This window comes from Sorangium sp. So ce693 (assembly GCF_051521375.1).
Classification (GTDB): Bacteria; Myxococcota_A; Polyangia; order Polyangiales; family Polyangiaceae; genus Sorangium; species Sorangium atrum.
This window is the reverse complement of sequence record NZ_CP150347.1, coordinates 862564-878301: the sequence shown is the minus strand read 5'-3', so window position 1 is coordinate 878301 and position 15738 is coordinate 862564. Positions and strand designations below refer to the sequence as shown.

Sequence of the window (15738 nt, the reverse complement as noted above, 5' to 3'; positions counted from 1 at the left end):
GATGGGCCCGCGATGATGCCGCACAGGAGAGGGGCATGAGCACGGTTTCGTTGAAGGAGATCGCGATCGACGGCCGCCCTGCCAGCGTCCACGTGGGCGGGCAGGGCGAGCCGCTGCTGCTGGTGCACGGCGCCTGGGGTGGGGCGCCGATGCACTGGGGGCCTGTCTGGGAGCGATTCTCGGAGCGCTTCCAGGTGATCGCGCCCGATCTGCCCGGCGTCGGGCGCACGGACACCCCGGGGCTCGGCTCCCTGGACGCCTATGCGCGCTGGCTCGATCGGCTCCTGGACGAGCTCGGTGTCTCGAGCGCGTGGTGCGTCGGCAACTCCTTCGGCGTATCGGTCGTATCGAGCTTCGCTACGCTGTTCGCGTCCCGCTGCCGAGGGCTCGTGTTCGTCAACGGCGTTCCCATCCCCCCGCTGCCGCGCTTCGTCGGCTGGCTCGGAGCGCGGCCGCTGCCCCGCCGGATGCTGCGCGCGTTGATGCGGAAGCAGACCTACAGCCCGGGGGTCCTGGGCCGCGCCTACGCCGATCCCGGCCGCGCCCCGGCTGCCCTGCGGGACGTCCTGGAGAGCGCCAATCCACCTCCGCTGGAGGCGGTGCTCGACGTCGCCATCCAGGGAGGTCTCAGGGCCCCGCTCAGCCTGAGTCCCCTCCTCGTCTGGGGCGAGGCGGACCAGCTCCTCGGCAACAGCGCGGACGACGCGAAGAAGCTTCACGCTTCGCTGCCGGGGTCGCAGCTCACCTTCATCCCGGCGACAGGGCACATGCCGCAGGTGGAGAACCCCGAGGCGTTCGTCGACGCGGTGTCGCGGTTCATCGAGGCGCGCGCGGCCGCCGCCCGTCCGCGCGGCTTCGGCGGCCAGGCCAGCCCGGGAGCATGAGCGCCCGAGGCGCGCAGGCGCGTCGCCCTCAGGGCATCGTGGTGACCCGTTCGCGCTTTCCGAGCTGGACCGCAGCGTAGAGCAGGTAGAGCCCAGCGAGCCCGACGAGCACGTAGATGATGCGGCTGAGCGCGCTGAGCCTGCCGAACAGCCCGGCGACCACATCGAACTCGAACAGCCCAACGAACCCCCAGTTGACGGCGCCGATCACGACGAGCGCGATCGCCACCCACGTTAGCCCCGAGATCCCACGGTTGACCTGCTCCATGACCCGGGCAGAAGCACGCGCCGCGCCGCGCGGTGCGTGCACCGCGCGCCCGCTGCGACGTGACCGCGCGCCGCGCTGACGCCGCCGGCTCGCCGCGCCCGTCAGGCCGCGGCGCTCACGGCGCTCGGCCCGGCGTGACGTCGAGCAGGGAGGGCAGGATCGCGCCGGAGCCGCCGGTGAACACGACATCGCAGAGGCCGGAGATCGCGCTCGGCTCGACGTTGACCTCGGCGATGAGGGCGCCGTGGCGCTTGGCCATGGGGACGAAACCGGCCGCGGGATACACAACGGCCGACGTACCGACGACGAGCAGGAGATCGCAGCCCTCGACGCCGGCGGCCGCCGCGGCGAGATCGCTCTCCTGGAGGGCCTCGCCGAACCAGACCACGTGCGGGCGAAGGACGCCGCCGCAGCGGCAGCGCGGCAGCTCCGCCGCCGTGAAGCGGCGGGCGGGGGCCTCTGGATCGGGGGAGCCGCTGCCCGCGAAGGCAGGCGTGATGGGCACGTCGCGGTTCTCGGTCACGCTCCCGCACGAGAGACAGCGCACCTGCCACAGCGAGCCGTGGAGGCGCACCGGGCTCCGGGAGCCCGCCTGCTCGTGCAGGCCGTCGATGTTCTGGGTGATCAGGGTGAAGACCCTGCCGGCCTCCCGCCACCGCGCCTCCAGCTGCGCCAGCGCGTGATGACCCGGGTTCGGGGCGCAGCCGAGGGCGCGCTCCCGGCGGTGGTTGTAGAACTCCCAGACGAGGCCCGGATCGCGCTGCCACGCCTCGGGCGAGGCGAGGCTCGTCGCCTCGTAACGCCGCCACAGCCCCCCAGCGCCGCGGAACGTGGGGATGCCCGACTCCGCCGAGACGCCTGCGCCCGTCAGGACGGCGATCTTCCTGGCGCGGCACAGGGTGGACTGGAAGCGCTCACGGCTAGTTTCGCTCATCACGCACCTCCTGAGGAGAGATCGAGAGGGAAGCGGGAAGGAAGGAGGACGGCCGTCGCCGCCCCGCCTCCCCGCGATCTTGCTCAATCTAGCGTGCGGCGCCACGCCACGCGCCCGCTCTCCCCCTCTGATTCTGAGGGTGGAGGACCCGACCCGAGCTCCCGTCGATTTCGGGTGTAAGCCGGCCGAGACGACGACGTTTCCCTGGCACTCGGACGCGCCGAGCCCCGCCGTGGCGGGCCCCGGCCGCGAGAGCCCCTTCGTCGGCTCGCCGGACGACCGGCGACACGCGGCGTTCGCGCAGCGAAAGCGGCGAGGGGTCCGTCTCGCCCGTGGAAAACGCGCTGTGGGGCAGCCGCGCGTGCGGCCCCCACATGGACCTGTGTGGCGATCGGCGATGGCCGACCCACGAGAACGTACAGCAGGGATCCGCCCTCGCGATCCCCTTCAAGGAGGACACCTCATGCGCACCCGGCCCCTCGATCTCGTCGCCCCCGCCCTCGTCACCGCGCTGCTCATCGGCTGCGGTGGATCCACGCCTTCCCCCACGGCGGCGACCGCGTCGGCCGCGCCGACCGAGGCCGCCGCCGGGCGGGCCATGCAGCCGGAGTTCGACGCGTCGCAAGACGAGGGCCGCGCGTCCACCGCCAAGCGCGAGGAAGCCGAGGCGGCCTATCCTGGCGCCGCGCCCGCGGAGCCCGCGCCGCCGCCGGCCCTGCCCGTGGCGGCCGCCCCTGTGGCGCCCTCGCCGGCCTCGCCCATGCCGGCGCAGTCGCGGGCGACCAAGGCGGGCGCCGCGCCCGGGGCGGACGCGCGCATCCAGGTGACGGGCGGCGCGCCCGCGCCCAAGAAGGCGCCCACCCCGGCGGCGACGGCCGTGGCGCGCCCCGCGCCCCCGCCCCCGTCCGTGGCCGTCACGGCGCCCGAACCCCAGGGCAGCGAGACGTACCGGGACTACGGCGTCAACCCGGTCGAGGACCCCGCGAAGGACCGCCTCTCGACGTTCGCGATCGACGTGGACACGGCCTCTTACGCCATCGCGCGCCGCAAGATCATGGATGGCGCGCTGCCCCCGTATCAGGCCGTGCGCGCCGAGGAGTTCCTCAACTACTTCGATTACGGCTATGCCTCGCCCGCGACAGGCCCGTTCGCCGTGCACCTCGCGGCCGCGCCCTCGCCGTTCACGGCGGGCCACCACCTCGTGCGCGTGGCGGTCCAGGGCAAGCGCGTGACGGCCAAGGAGCGGACCCCGGTGCACCTCGTGTACCTCGTCGACACCAGCGGCTCGATGCAGTCGCCGGACAAGATCGAGCTCGCGAAGAAGAGCCTGAAGATGCTCACCGACACCCTCAAGCCGGGGGACACCGTGGCGCTCTGCACCTATGCGGGCAGCGTGCGAGAGGTGCTCGCGCCGACCGGCATCGAGAGCAAGGGGAAGATCCTGGCGGCCCTCGACGACCTCACCGCGGGCGGCTCCACCGCCATGTCGAGCGGCATCGATCTCGCTTACAGCCTCGCCGAGCGGACGCTCGTGAAGGGGCACGTCAACCGCGTCATCGTGCTCTCCGACGGAGACGCGAACGTCGGCCCGACCTCCCACGACGAGATCCTGAAGACCATCAAGCGCGCGAGGGACAAGGGGATCACGCTGTCCACCATCGGCTTCGGCCAGGGCAACTACAAGGATCTCATGATGGAGCAGCTCGCCAACCAGGGCGACGGGAACTACGCCTATATCGACAGCGAGGCGCAGGCGCGGCGGGTCTTCTCGGAGCAGGTCGGCGGGATGCTCCAGGTCATCGCCCGCGACGTGAAGATCCAGGTCGAGTTCGACCCGAGCTTCGTCAAGAGCTACCGGCTCATCGGCTACGAGAACCGCGACGTGGCCGACAGGGATTTCCGGAACGACAAGGTGGACGCCGGCGAGATCGGCGCCGGGCACAGCGTGACGGCCATCTACGACGTCGAGCTCAAGGCCCCCGCGCTGAAGGGCGAGGGCGCGGCGCCGGTCGTCGTGCGCCTCCGCCACAAGGCGCCGCTCGGCTCGAACACGGCCGAGGAGACCCTGGTCAAGATGGCCCCGGGCGCCATCGCCCCCACCTTCGACGCGGCGCCGGCCGACTTCCGCTTCGCGTCCGCGGTGGCAGGGTTCGCGGAGGTCCTGCGCCACAGCCCGCACGCGCGCTCCTGGAGGCTCGCCGACATCGAGAAGATCGCGAGGGTCGCCGCGTCCAGCAAGGGCGATCAGCAGGAGTTCATCGGCATCATCCGCCGCGCCGGCGCGCTCGCCAGCGGCAAGACCAACGCCGTGGCCGTGAACGCCGACTGACGCGCGCGCCGTGGGCGGCGCCGTGCGCTCGGGGACCCGGCCGGCGCCGCCGCGTTCGTGGTATGCGGCGGTGATGGGACTGCTCGCGATCTGCGGCTCGATCACCGCCGATCTCATCGGCTACGGCCCGCGGCTGCCGCGCCCCGGCGAGTCGGTGCTGGGCCGCGGATTCCTCGTCGCGCCGGGCGGCAAGGGCGCGAACCAGGCGGTCGCGGCGGCGCGCTCCGGCGCGCGCGTGCGGCTCGCGGGCGCGCGCGGCGACGACGCCCACGGCGAGCTCTGCGCGGCCGCGCTCGCCGCCGACGGGGTGGAGCTCTCCGCCGTGGCGGTCCACCGCGGCGCGACGACGGGCGTGGCCCTGATCTGCGTCGACGAGGCCGGAGAGAACCAGATCCTCGCGATCCCCGGCGCCAACGCGCTCGTCACGCCGCCCTCGCCGTGCGGGGCCTCGGTCTGGCTCTGCCAGGGCGAGATCCCGGCCGCGGCGATCGACGGCGTGCTGGCGGCGGCGCGGGCCGACGGCGCGCTGTCGATCTGCAATCCGTCGCCCGTCAACGCCATCGATCCCGAGCTCGTCGGCCGGTTCGATCTCGCCGTGGTCAACGAGATCGAGCACGAGGCGCTGCGCGGTCACCTGCCGGAGCGCGTGGTGCTCACGCGCGGCGCGCGCGGCGCGGTGCTGCTGCCGTCGGGCGAGGAGCTCCCCGCCCTGCCGGCCCGCGCTGTCGACACGACGGGCGCCGGGGACGCCCTCACGGGCGTGCTCGCCGGCGGGCTCGCCTCCGGGATGGCGATCGAGGCCACACTCCGGTTCGCGATCGCGGCGGCGGGCATCTCGGTCGAGCGCGAGGGGTGTCAGACATCGTATCCGACACGCGCCGAGGTGGAGCGCCGCCTCCAGCGCTCCACGGCTCCGTGACGGCCTCTCCTCCCGGCATCCCAGGGCACCTCGCCCATCACGCCCCCTCGCGGTGAGCGCCGCGCCTCCGGGACATGACGCTGCACCTCGCCTGCAAGGGCGGCTATCCTGGCGGCATGACGAACTTTCGCGGGCCTGCGATAGCAGCGCTCGTCAGCCTCTCGGCCTGCAGCGTCCAGGAGCGCAACTTCGCGGGCGCGGGCGGGTCGGGCGGCGGTGATGGATCCGGGACGACCGAACATTCCAGCGCGAGCGCCGGCACGAGCGCGACGACCGGCTGCACGCAGGTCGAGGATTGCTTCAATGGCTTCGACGACGACTGCGACGACGCCGTCGACTGCGCGGACTCGGACTGCGCGGAGGGCGCGGTCTGCCTGACGGCGCCCACGAATTTCGAGCTCGGCGTCGTCGTGGACGCGGCCGAGCCGTGCCCTGACGGGTTCACCGCGAAGGAGACGCTCCTCTTCCGCGGCCTCTCCGGCAGCGGCTGCGAGGGCTGCGGCTGCACGCCGAACCCCACCGACTGCGCGGCGGATCTCTACCTCTACGCCGACGAGTCGCAGTGCGAGGCCGACGAGGGCGGGACGCGCGGCACGCTCGCGAAGCGGGTCGGGTTCACGTGCGACGCGAAGCCGATCAACAACGGGTTCGTCGACTGGGGCGGCGTGCGCGCGGGCCTCTTCGACGTGATCCAGAGCTGCACCGCGACCGGCACGGCGATCCCCGCGCCGGCGACGTGGACCGAGTCCAGGAAGTTCTGCCACGCGAGCGCCGGCCTGGGCTGCGGCGCCGGCGAGGCCTGCGTCCCGAGGCAGGCCTCGCCGGCGACGCAATGCGCGCTCGTGTCCGGCAGCGCCACCTGCAGCGGCTATGCGCGGCGCGAGAGCGACTGGTTCCGGGGGTACAACGACACCCGGACGTGCTCGTCGTGCGCGTGCACCGCGAGCGGCGGCGACTGCAACTACGTGCACGTCGAGCTCGGCAACGACTACTCCTGCTTCGATCACGCCCGGATCCAGCAGGGCGGGCGGTACTGCGGGTACGCCTACTCGCCCCCGGCTCACCTCGTCGGCACGCCGACCAGCTCCACCTGCACCGCGCGCACGAACCTCAGCGGCTCGCTGGATCCCACGGGGCAGTCGACGCTCTGCTGCGTCGAGTAGCGGATGCTCGTGCCGCGCGCTCGCAGGCAGCTCCTCGCCGCGCTCTCGGCCGCCGCCGCGGCCGGCGCGCTCGCGGTGGCCGGCTGCGCCGAGCCCGCCGCGGTCCGCGCCGCGCCGGCCTCGCCGCGCAGCGCGGCGTCGCCCGGCGCCGGCGCTGGCGGCGCGTCGTCGCCCGTGGGCCCCGCGCCGACAGGCGCGGGCGCGGGCCCGGCGGCGCCGGCGGCGGGCCCCGAGCGCCGGGCCAGCCTCCAGTACCACCTCGACGATCGCGCGTTCCCCTCGCCGCTCATCGACGCCGTCGTGGCGGGCCAGCCGACCGTGCTGATCGTCGACACCGGCGCCTCCCACCACGTCCTCGCCCGCTGGCTCGCCGACGAGCTCGCGCTGCCCCTCTCGACCGCGGGCGACGTCGCCGTCGACCACGCGGGCAGGCCCCTCGCGGTGTCCCGCCTCGAGGGCGCGAGCCTCGCGCTCTCCGGGTGGGGCCGGGTCGAGGTCTCCGCGCTGCTCGTCGTCCGCATGCCCGACGTCCTGCAGCGCATCGGCATCGGCGGCATCCTCGCGCCTCAGGAGCTGGCGGGGCCGGGCCGCGCCGTCGTGCTCGACCTGCGCGAGGGCCAGATGACCGAAGCTCCGCGCGACGAGGCCGCACGCACGCTCCGGGCGCGGTTCGGCGAGGCCGCCATCGTGGAGCTCGCCCGCTGCGGCGGCCCGAACCAGGGCAGCGGGCTCACCGCAAGGGCGAGCGTCGAGGGGATCGACGTCACGCTGAAGATCGACTCGGGGGCGTCGCAGAGCTCGCTCTTCGCCGTCTCCCCCGCGGGGAAGCGGCTGTCGCGCCGGGCGACCGGCGACAGGAGCGCCTACGCCGCCTCAGGCAGGCACACTGTTCCCGTCCTTTCGGGCGCTCGCCTCCGGATGGCGGGGTTCGACGCCGCCGCGGATATCGATCTTCTGCCCGGCGAGCGGCAGGCGACCTGTCCGTCGGACGGATTTGCCGGCATGGATGTGCTCCGCACCTGTGTGCTGGTGCTCGCCGAGGACGGCGGCGTCGCGGCCTGCGCCCCGCGGTGACCCGGTGAAGGACCGCGCGACGTGCGTTCGGCGCGAACGCGGCGCGTGATCGACGAGGCGCGAGCGCGGCGCGTGATCGACGAGGCGCCCCGCGGCAACTGCGGCAGCCGCGGCGCGATCGGCGCCGAGCCAGCGTGCAGACCGCCATGCCTCAGCGGAGGCGCGATGCGTCGTGGTAGAAGGGGCGCACGCGTGGACGCCTCTGTCGCCGCGGCGGGGGGGAGAGATCCGTTCCTCCGCGAGGCCGGGGCGCCCACGGCGGTCGGGAGGCATCATGACGACAGGTTTCGAGTTCTTGACCCAGGACGACGAGCGGCTTCTGCTGGAGAAGTCGAGCTGCGTCACCTACCGACCGGGCGAGCAGATCCTCGAGGAGGGCTCGCGAAGGCAGGGCATCTTCATCGTGCGCAGCGGCCTGGTCGGGGTCGAGGTCGCCCACCTCGGGCGCGGCGTGGCGCTCCGCCAGCTCGGCCCCGGCGCCATCTTCGGCGAGATGTCGTTCCTCGAGAGCGCCGCCGCGAGCGCCTCCGTCGTCGCCCGTGAGGAGTGCACTCTCGACGTCATCGAGGGCCCGTATGTGCACTCGCTCCTCGCCTCCGTCCCCGGCCTCGCGGCGCGCTTCTACCAGTCGCTCGCGATCATGCTCGCCCAGCGCCTCCGCGAGAACACCGCGATGCTCCCGCCGCTCCTCGTCGAGGACGTGCCGCAGGTCAACCGCTTTCACGCGGCGAGGACGGGCCAGGCCGGCACCAACAACATCCCTCCGAAGCTCATCGACACGGTCGAACAGTTCAAGTTCGAGATGATGATCGCCGACAGGATGGTGAAGGAGGCAAAGCAGCCCGAGGCGGAGATCCAGGAGAAGGTGAGCGCCGCGTGCCAGACCATCGTGTCCGCGCTGCGCGAGCACATCGAGCGCGAGCGCCACCTCGAGAAGGGCATCGGCGCCTATGTCTTCCGCGAGACCTTCTCGCTCTTCATGCTGAGCCGCACCGTCGACCGGTGCTACACGAAGCCGCGCGGCTACGCGGGCGACTTCTACACCATCGAGATGATGTACAACGACGAGCCCGCGGGCGACGGCCGCCTCGGCCGCTTCATCGACCAGTGGGGGCTCGCCATCGACGCCTGCCGCGCCGTCAAGAACAGGAGAGGCGTGCTGAGCCGCGCGATCCGGGAGGCCTGCGGCGCGCATGTGTCCGGCCCTGTCCACATCACCAGCCTCGCGAGCGGCCCCGCCCGGGAGCTGTTCGACCTCTACGCTGAAGGGGGCGAGCCGCCCGACATCAAGGCGACGTGCATCGATATCGACAACCAGGCCCTCGCCTACGCGGCCGGCATCGCCGATCAGCTCGGCGTCATGGACCGCTTCAGCTTCGCGCAGGACAACGTGGTGCGGCTGGCCCACGGCCGCGGCAGGACGGTGCTCAAGCCCCAGCACATGATCTACAGCATCGGGCTCACGGATTATCTGCGCGACGATCTGGTCGTGGCCCTCCTCAATTGCATGCACGACAAGCTCCTCCCTGGGGGCGTCGCGGTCGTGGGCAATTTCGGGGTGAACAACCCGAGCAAGGCGTTCATGGACCACGTCCTCGAGTGGGAGCTGATCCACCGCAGCACCGAGGATCTCAGGACGCTGTTCGCCCGGTCGAAGTTCGGGAGCACCCCCGTCGAGGTGGTCGCGGAAGAGGCGCAGGTGAACCTGTTCGCCTTCTGCACCAAGTGGTGACTACCGAAGCCAGCGCACTTCGTACTCGCAGGTGGGGTGTCCCTCGAAACGGCACTTCGTGTGGAGGCTCTGCCCGCCTCGCGCGCCCGAGAGCCGGAGCGCGTTCTCCTGCCACGCCGGCACCGCGTCTCTGCAGATCTGGCGCCCCGGGTCGGACTGCGGGTCGACCCCCAGGTAAAGTATCAGCCGGAAGAACCGCTCTCCCTCGGCGAGAGGCGCGAGCCGGCCGCCGTTGAAGTACATGCCCCACATCACGCCGGCCTGCCGCATGACGAGCGCGGGCGTGCCGAGCTTGAGCAGCACCTTGTGCGCGAGCGTCAGGTCCTGCTCGGCCACGTAGGCCGCGAGATCGCGGATGACGCCGGACCGGTTGGGCCACCGCGAGATCTCGTCCGCGATCGCGTTCCAGACCGAGATGGGATACCAGCCGTGCGCCGCGAGATCGGGCGCCGCGAAGACCGCCCGCGCGGCGGCGGGCAGCTTGGCGTCGAGGGCGGACATGGCCTGGCTCCCCCACCGCGTCTGCAGGTAGGTCCTCGTATGCATGAGCGCCGACCCCCGGATCTTCATCGCCAAAGCCGCCCGTCCAGGATAGATGCACCCGGCCGGTGGGGGCCAGCGTGGCGCGCCGCGGACCGCAGCGCACGCGCGCGCACACGCGCCCGCACACGTGGACGACCGCTCGTTCCGGCGGCGTGAGCCCGCCTCCCGCGACGCACGAGCGCGCTCACTGCAGGCGCTCGGCGGTCGGAGCCGGCGGCGGGGCGTCGCCGGAGCCCTTTGCCCGTCGCGCCTGCGCGGACGCGTCGAGCACGGCGCGCACCGCCTTCGCGAGCTGCGTCGGCGTGTACGGCTTGGCGAGGAAGTGAGCGACCCCGTCGAGCAGATCGCCCGGGAGGAGGGCGTCCTCCGTGTAGCCCGAGGCGTAGAGGACGGGCAGCGGGGCGCGCGCGCGGGCGAGCATCGCCGAGAGCGCGGGGCCGCGCGCGTCCGGCAGGACCACGTCGCTCACGAGCAGGTGGATGGGGCCGGGATAGGCGGTCGCGAGCGCGATCGCCTCCTTGCCGCTCCGCGCCGCGAGGACCGAGTAGCCGAAGGCGCGCAGCGCGGCGACGCAGAGCTCGCGCACCTGCGCCTCGTCCTCCACGACGAGCACGGTCTCCACGCCGCCGACGGCCGCCGCGGTCGCCCTCACAGGCTGCTCGCAGGGCACGCCGCGCACGCGCGGGAAGCAGATCGTGAAGCGCGTGCCCTGGCCGGGGGCGCTGGCGAACCAGATGTGGCCGCCGTGCTGCTTCACGATGCCGTGGCACGTCGCGAGCCCGAGGCCCGACCCCTTGCCCGGCTCCTTGGTCGTGAAGAACGGCTCGAACACGTACTGATGGACGGCGTCGTCGATGCCCTGCCCGGTGTCCGTGACCGTGAGCTCCACGTAGTCGCCGGGCTCGATCTCTGGCCCCCACCCCCCGTCGCCCGCGCCGAGCGCCCTGTTCGCCGTCTCGATCACCAGGCGGCCCCCGCCGGGCATCGCGTCGCGCGCGTTCACGGCCAGGTTCATGAGCAGCTGCTCGAACTGCCCCCGATCGATGTGGATGGGCCAGATCTGGCTCCCCGGCAGCACGACGAGCTCCACGTCCTCGCCGACGAGCGGGCGGAGGAGCGGCTCGACCCCGAAGATCAGCGCGTTCGGGTCGACCACGCTCGGCTGGATCAGCTGCTTGCGCGCGAAGGCGAGCAGCTGCCGCGTGAGCGCCGCGGCCCGCTCGGCGGCGGTGCCGATCTGCGTGAGGTGCTCGGCGACGGGCGACGCCGCCGGCACCTTGCGCACCGCGAGCTCCCTGTGCCCGAAGATCGCGGTGAGCATGTTGTTGAAGTCGTGCGCGACCCCGCCGGCGAGGCGCCCGATCGCCTCGAGCTTCTGGCTGTGCAGGAGCTGCTCCTCGAGCCGCCGGCGCTCGGTGATGTCGAGGCTCGTGCCGACCAGCCCCGTGATCGTCCCGGCGTCGTCCGTGACCAGCTGCGCCGCCATCTGCACGTGGCGCAGCTCTCCGCTGGACGGGCGCACGACGCGGCACTCGACGGGGCTCGCGATGCCGAGCGGCGACGCGGTCTCCGCGCCGCCGAAGACCCGGTGGCGATCCTCGGGGTGGATGAGGCCCGCGAAGAGCTCGAACGTCGGGCGCACCGAGAGATCGACGCCGAGGATGTGGTAGAGCTCCTCGGACCAGCAGATCGTCCGCGACGCGATGTCGTAGGACCAGCTGCCCACGTGGGCGATGCGCTGCGCCTCCTTCAGCATGCGCTCGCTGCGGCAGAGCTCCTGCTCGGCGCGGCGGCGCTCGGTCAGGTCGACGACCGCGCCGAAGAAGCGGGACGGAGACCCAGCCCCATCGACGAGCGGCAGGCTGCTCAGCAGGCACTCCCGCACCGTTCCATCCCGGTGGCGCACGCGGAACGCGATCGCGCCCGATCCCTCGCCTGTCTCGTTCGCCAGCTGCAGGCCGGCTTGCAGCCGCTCCCGGTCGTCGGGGTGGACGGCCTCGAGGAAGGTCTCCGTCGAGGGCGTATCCGTCTCGGGATCGCGGCCCAGGATCCGGAAGAGCTGGCGCGACCAGATGGTGCTGCTCTGGCCGAGCTCCCAGAGCCAGTTGCCCATCTGCGCCGCCTGCTCGCCCTCGTCGAGCTGCCGCCGCGCCTGCTCGACGAGCGCGGAGCCCCTCGCGCTGCCCGGGTCTCGGGCCGGCGCGTCCGGGCCTCGCGCGGCGATCCGACCTGGCGCGCGCGCGTGGGCGAGCTCCCGCTCCAGCTCGGCGACGCGCGCGCGGAGCGCGTCCAGCTCACGGCTCCCAGCTGCGCTCATGGCCGTCCCGTTCCTCGCTGGGGCAGAGCGGTGCTCATGGCCGGCCATTGTATGCCGCAGGCGGCCCGCCGGGGACTCCTCATTCTACGGCCCCGGCCGCAGGCGCGCCTGGTTGCACCTGGTTTCTTCGGAGCTCCGCTCCGAACCCCGGCGTCCGCTTCGCGGCCGCCTGGTTCTGTGCGTCAGCAATCCCGCCAGGGATCGCTGGCGCACGGAGCTAGCTCCGCCGGCGCAGGAGCAGCGTTCGCGTGATCTCCACGACCTTTTCCTTCACCCTGCCCTCGGCCTTGCCGAGCTCGGGTGTGAACAGGTCGGCGCCCTGCTCGATCAGGGCGCGCGGCGGCGTGTTCTTCACGCCGACGATCCGGAAGGTGACGCTCCCGGCGCCGCTCCTGGCCTCTTCCCTGGCGATCACCTTCGACGCGGCGAACAGCGTGTCGCCCGCGAGCACGCCGCTCGGGTGGGCCCCCTCGTCGAGGCCGAGGTCCCAGACGCCGCACCCGGCCGTGTCCCGGCTCGAGAGCGCGAGCACCCAGGACAGCACGAGCCCCCCGTGGACGACCCGCGTCTTCGCGAAGGAGCTCGACCTGGAGTACTGCTCGTCCACGTGCAGCGGGTGGGAGTTGCGCAGGAGGGTCGCGAGCTGCATGTGCTCGCTGTCGCCGATGGTCCTGCCGACCTCGTGGGTGATCACGTCGCCCACCTCGAAGTCGTCCCACGCGCAGGCGAAGCCGCCCTGGCGCGCCGGCGGCGGCAGCGGACCGTCGAGCTCCTTCGGGAGGCGTCCCGGCGGCGCGTCCGGCTGCGCGACCGCGTGCGGCGCGTCCTCGGGGCGCTCCGCGACGCGGCCAGGGGGCACGAGCGCCTTGCGCTCGAACGAGCAGACGAGCAGCCCGTCCTGGTTCACCACCTGGGTCCTGACGTGCACGACGCCCTTGTCCCCCGTCGAGACCGGCTTCTTGCCGATGACCAGCGAGCTCGCGCGCAGCGTGTCCCCCGGATAACAGGCCGCCGGGAACCGGACGTCGGTGTAGGCGAGGTGCGCGATCGCCTGCTCGCTCACGTCGTGCACGCTGAAGGAGATCCCGAGGTTGAGGAGCAAGAGCGGGCTCACCGGCCTGTCCCTGAGCCCCACCGACCGGGCCGCGACGCGGCTGGCGTAGGTCGGGATCGCGTCCTGGAACGAGGCCGCGAAGAGCGCGAGCATCCCCTCGTCCACGGTGACGTCCCAGGGGTGGGCATACACCGCGCCGACCGTGAAATCGTCGAGCTTGCGGCCGTAGCGAGGAGAGCGGACGCGGACCATCGGTCGGCGCGATCATGGCACAGGCGCGCTCGGCTGACGACGGCGCGCTGCGCCGCACCTCCGTGCCGTCCACGCCACGCCACGCCACGCGGCGCCTCTGCGCCCGTGCTCGCTCGCTGGTTCACGCGCCCGGCCGCCCGTTCACGCTCGCCGGTCGCTCGTGCCTCCGCGCTGCAGCGCGCCGCGGCGGAGCGCGCCTCAGGGCAGCGGCCCCTCGAGCAGGGCGCGCGCGATGCCCTGCGCGAGCACCTCGTGCGGGCCCAGCTGGAAGAAGAGGCTTCGGGCGTCGAGCAGGAGCCTCGCCGCGGTCGAGCTCTCCGCGTAGCCGCTCGCCCCATGGAGCTGCATGCAGGCGTCGGCCGCGTCCCAGGCCACACGGCTGGAGAAGAGCTTCGCCATCGCCGACGTGAGCTCGCACGGCTGCCCCGTGTCCGCCACCTGCGCCGCGGCGCGCGTGAGCTGCCGCGCGGCGGCGACGCGCGCGATGAGCCCTCCGAGCCGGTGCGCCACGCGCGGGAAGGAGATGAGCTGCGACCCGAACTGCACGCGCGTCTTCGCCCGCTCGAGCGCGAGCTCCAGCGCGGCCTGCGCCACGCCCACGCCGCACGCGGCCGCGTAGGTGCGGCCGGTCACGAGCGCCCGCTGGATCTGGGCGATCCCCTCGCCCTCGCGCTCGCCGAGCAGGGCCTCGCGGCCGATCTGGAGCCCCTCGATCCGGAGCTCGTAGTGCCCCATGCCGCGCTGCCCGAGCGCCCGCAGCTCGGTCCCGGCGATCCCGGCGTCCGGGAAGTCGGCGCCCGGCGCGCCGCGCCGCTTCGCGATGACGAAGAGGCTCGGCCCGAGCGGCAGCTGCCCCTGCCCCCCTGCCGTCGTGGTCCTCGCGAGGGTGAGCACCAGGTCCGCGCGGGACGCGCCGGTGACCCACGCCTTCTTTCCGATGAGGAGATAGCTGCCGTCGGCCTGGCGCTCGGCGCGCGTGGCGACGCGCGCGAGGTCCGACCCGTACGCCGGCTCCGCGAACGCGAGGGCGCAACGGGCCTCGCCGTTCGCGATGCGCGACAGCCAGGTCCGGCGCTGCAGATCCGTGCCGGATCGGGCGAGGAGATCCGACGCGATGGAGGCCGTCATGGTGAGCACGCCGAAGCCGAGCGAGCCGCGCGCGAGCTCCTCGATGGCGGTCGCCATGGCGGCCACGCCGAGCCCGTCGCCCCCGTGCTCGGGCGCGGTGGCGAGGCGGAACACCCCGAACTGCCCCATGCGGCGGACGATCGACTCGGGGATGAGCCCGTTGCGGCGGTGGATCTCGGGGGCGAGCGGCTCGACGAGGCGCTCGACGAAGTCGCGCATGTTGTGCCGGATCCAGCCGATGCGCTCGTCCTCCGCGCCGGCGCTGGCGGGGATGCCCTGCTCGGCGGCCGCGCGCGCGATCGAGGCGACGGCGACGCTGGAGCCCGCGTCGCGCGCCCACGCCGCGACCGCCGGGTGGCCGATCGCCTTGGCGACCTCGTCGTCGCGGAGCTCGAGCTCGCCGAGCGGCGCGATCTCTCCGCCGCCCAGATCGACGCCGCCGCGCAGCGACAGGAGCAGCGCCCCTGCGTGCGCCTCGGCGACGGCCCTGGCCTCCCCGCCCGCCTCGCAGGCCCAGCTGGCGAGCGAGCGGCATGCCTCGATCTCCGCGTAGAGGTGGGCGAGCGCGTGGGCGGCGACCTGGTGTCGATCGAGCAGCATCCGCGACACGTGCAGCGGCACGGCGGCGGCGCCCGCCCGGACGAAGCTCGCGCTCCTCGGCGCCCCCCGGAGGGTGGTGCCCGCGGCGCTCCCGACGTCCACCACCCGATCGCGGAGGCGCCCGCGCGCGACGCGCGCGAGCTGCTCGGCGGAGGTGATCGCCTCGCGCATCCCCCCCGGACTGTCGGCCTCGAGCTTTCGAGAAACGATCGTGGCGTGTTGCTCCCGAATCGCCCTCATCCCCCAGTCCCCCCGCTCGCGGACTATGACCCACGCCCCACTTCACCGGACGCAGGACACAGCGCATCACCACCGCTCCACAGCCACGCTCCCCGCGGCAGACGCGGAAAGGCCCGCCGAGGATGCCACCTCAAACCGCGTTCGTCGAGCCTGGGCGCAGCCCCACTATCGCGAGGCGACAACGCATTAAGGCCCTCCCTGAATTTGCCTCACGTCGGTTCGCGACGGTTCGCGACGGTTCGCAACGGTTCACGTCGGCTTCACCTCGCCTTCACGTCGGTTCAGGTCGGTTCACGTCAGG

Annotated in this window: 12 protein-coding genes; 6 read left to right on the top strand and 6 right to left on the bottom strand. The window is 73.1% G+C overall.

All coding sequences use genetic code 11. The features are described 5' to 3' along the window. Positions 1-35: 35 nt before the first annotated feature. Positions 36-884 carry an alpha/beta fold hydrolase gene (locus WMF14_RS03385; RefSeq protein ID WP_437798736.1) on the top strand — a complete coding sequence of 283 codons (849 nt, stop codon included), beginning with the start codon at positions 36-38 and terminating at the stop codon, positions 882-884. A gap of 28 nt (positions 885-912) precedes the next feature. On the opposite strand, the gene WMF14_RS03380 is transcribed toward WMF14_RS03385, so the two are convergent. Together WMF14_RS03380 and WMF14_RS03375 are read right to left on the bottom strand one after the other, a co-directional pair. Further along, a complete protein-coding gene (locus WMF14_RS03380) occupies positions 913-1152 on the bottom strand; it encodes a DUF378 domain-containing protein (RefSeq protein ID WP_276596878.1) in 240 nt (79 codons plus the stop codon). A 115-nt stretch (positions 1153-1267) separates the two neighbouring features. Next, positions 1268-2086, bottom strand: coding sequence for an SIR2 family NAD-dependent protein deacylase (locus WMF14_RS03375; RefSeq protein ID WP_437798734.1), 819 nt, complete (start codon positions 2084-2086; stop codon positions 1268-1270). 463 nt (positions 2087-2549) lie between these two features. Here WMF14_RS03375 and WMF14_RS03370 point away from each other — a divergent pair, with 463 nt between their 5' ends. From WMF14_RS03370 to WMF14_RS03350, 5 genes are all read left to right on the top strand, one after another. Next, positions 2550-4415: a vWA domain-containing protein gene (locus WMF14_RS03370; RefSeq protein WP_437798733.1), complete on the top strand. Its 1866-nt coding sequence runs from the start codon at positions 2550-2552 to the stop codon at positions 4413-4415. A gap of 73 nt (positions 4416-4488) precedes the next feature. Next, positions 4489-5334 carry a ribokinase gene (locus tag WMF14_RS03365; RefSeq protein ID WP_437798731.1) on the top strand — a complete coding sequence of 282 codons (846 nt, stop codon included), beginning with the start codon at positions 4489-4491 and terminating at the stop codon, positions 5332-5334. Positions 5335-5408: 74 nt separating this feature from the next. After that, positions 5409-6497, top strand: a complete 1089-nt coding sequence (locus tag WMF14_RS03360) for a hypothetical protein (RefSeq protein WP_437798730.1) — start codon at positions 5409-5411, stop codon at positions 6495-6497. 3 nt (positions 6498-6500) lie between these two features. Next, positions 6501-7571: a retropepsin-like aspartic protease gene (locus WMF14_RS03355; RefSeq protein ID WP_437798729.1), complete on the top strand. Its 1071-nt coding sequence runs from the start codon at positions 6501-6503 to the stop codon at positions 7569-7571. A 274-nt stretch (positions 7572-7845) separates the two neighbouring features. After that, entirely contained in the window at positions 7846-9303 is a 1458-nt protein-coding gene (locus WMF14_RS03350) for a cyclic nucleotide-binding domain-containing protein (RefSeq protein ID WP_272097696.1), read from the top strand. Here WMF14_RS03350 and WMF14_RS03345 read toward each other — a convergent pair whose 3' ends face one another. The 4 genes from WMF14_RS03345 to WMF14_RS03330 all read right to left on the bottom strand — a co-directional run bounded on the left by WMF14_RS03345 (position 9304) and on the right by WMF14_RS03330 (position 15368). Continuing rightward, positions 9304-9873, bottom strand: coding sequence for a hypothetical protein (locus WMF14_RS03345; protein ID WP_437798728.1), 570 nt, complete (start codon positions 9871-9873; stop codon positions 9304-9306). It lies immediately after the preceding gene. 157 nt (positions 9874-10030) lie between these two features. Then, positions 10031-12163 carry an ATP-binding protein gene (locus tag WMF14_RS03340; RefSeq protein WP_437798727.1) on the bottom strand — a complete coding sequence of 711 codons (2133 nt, stop codon included), beginning with the start codon at positions 12161-12163 and terminating at the stop codon, positions 10031-10033. A 217-nt stretch (positions 12164-12380) separates the two neighbouring features. Further along, complete coding sequence (locus WMF14_RS03335) at positions 12381-13469, bottom strand: MaoC family dehydratase (protein WP_437798726.1); 1089 nt, start codon at positions 13467-13469, stop codon at positions 12381-12383. 198 nt (positions 13470-13667) lie between these two features. Further along, positions 13668-15368: an acyl-CoA dehydrogenase family protein gene (locus tag WMF14_RS03330; protein ID WP_437798725.1), complete on the bottom strand. Its 1701-nt coding sequence runs from the start codon at positions 15366-15368 to the stop codon at positions 13668-13670. Positions 15369-15738 lie beyond the last annotated feature (370 nt).

What these genes read in the sequence shown, in the direction of transcription:
- WMF14_RS03345 (WP_437798728.1), bottom strand. Translation starts at nt 9,873, where the DNA reads ATGAAGATCCGGGGGTCGGCGCTCATGCATACGAGGACCTACCTGCAG.
- WMF14_RS03335 (WP_437798726.1), bottom strand. Translation starts at nt 13,469, where the DNA reads ATGGTCCGCGTCCGCTCTCCTCGCTACGGCCGCAAGCTCGACGATTTC.
- WMF14_RS03365 (WP_437798731.1), top strand. Translation starts at nt 4,489, where the DNA reads ATGGGACTGCTCGCGATCTGCGGCTCGATCACCGCCGATCTCATCGGC.
- WMF14_RS03330 (WP_437798725.1), bottom strand. Translation starts at nt 15,368, where the DNA reads ATGCGCGAGGCGATCACCTCCGCCGAGCAGCTCGCGCGCGTCGCGCGC.
- WMF14_RS03355 (WP_437798729.1), top strand. Translation starts at nt 6,501, where the DNA reads ATGCTCGTGCCGCGCGCTCGCAGGCAGCTCCTCGCCGCGCTCTCGGCC.
- WMF14_RS03375 (WP_437798734.1), bottom strand. Translation starts at nt 2,086, where the DNA reads ATGAGCGAAACTAGCCGTGAGCGCTTCCAGTCCACCCTGTGCCGCGCC.
- WMF14_RS03350 (WP_272097696.1), top strand. Translation starts at nt 7,846, where the DNA reads ATGACGACAGGTTTCGAGTTCTTGACCCAGGACGACGAGCGGCTTCTG.
- WMF14_RS03380 (WP_276596878.1), bottom strand. Translation starts at nt 1,152, where the DNA reads ATGGAGCAGGTCAACCGTGGGATCTCGGGGCTAACGTGGGTGGCGATC.
- WMF14_RS03370 (WP_437798733.1), top strand. Translation starts at nt 2,550, where the DNA reads ATGCGCACCCGGCCCCTCGATCTCGTCGCCCCCGCCCTCGTCACCGCG.
- WMF14_RS03385 (WP_437798736.1), top strand. Translation starts at nt 36, where the DNA reads ATGAGCACGGTTTCGTTGAAGGAGATCGCGATCGACGGCCGCCCTGCC.
- WMF14_RS03340 (WP_437798727.1), bottom strand. Translation starts at nt 12,163, where the DNA reads ATGAGCGCAGCTGGGAGCCGTGAGCTGGACGCGCTCCGCGCGCGCGTC.
- WMF14_RS03360 (WP_437798730.1), top strand. Translation starts at nt 5,409, where the DNA reads ATGACGCTGCACCTCGCCTGCAAGGGCGGCTATCCTGGCGGCATGACG.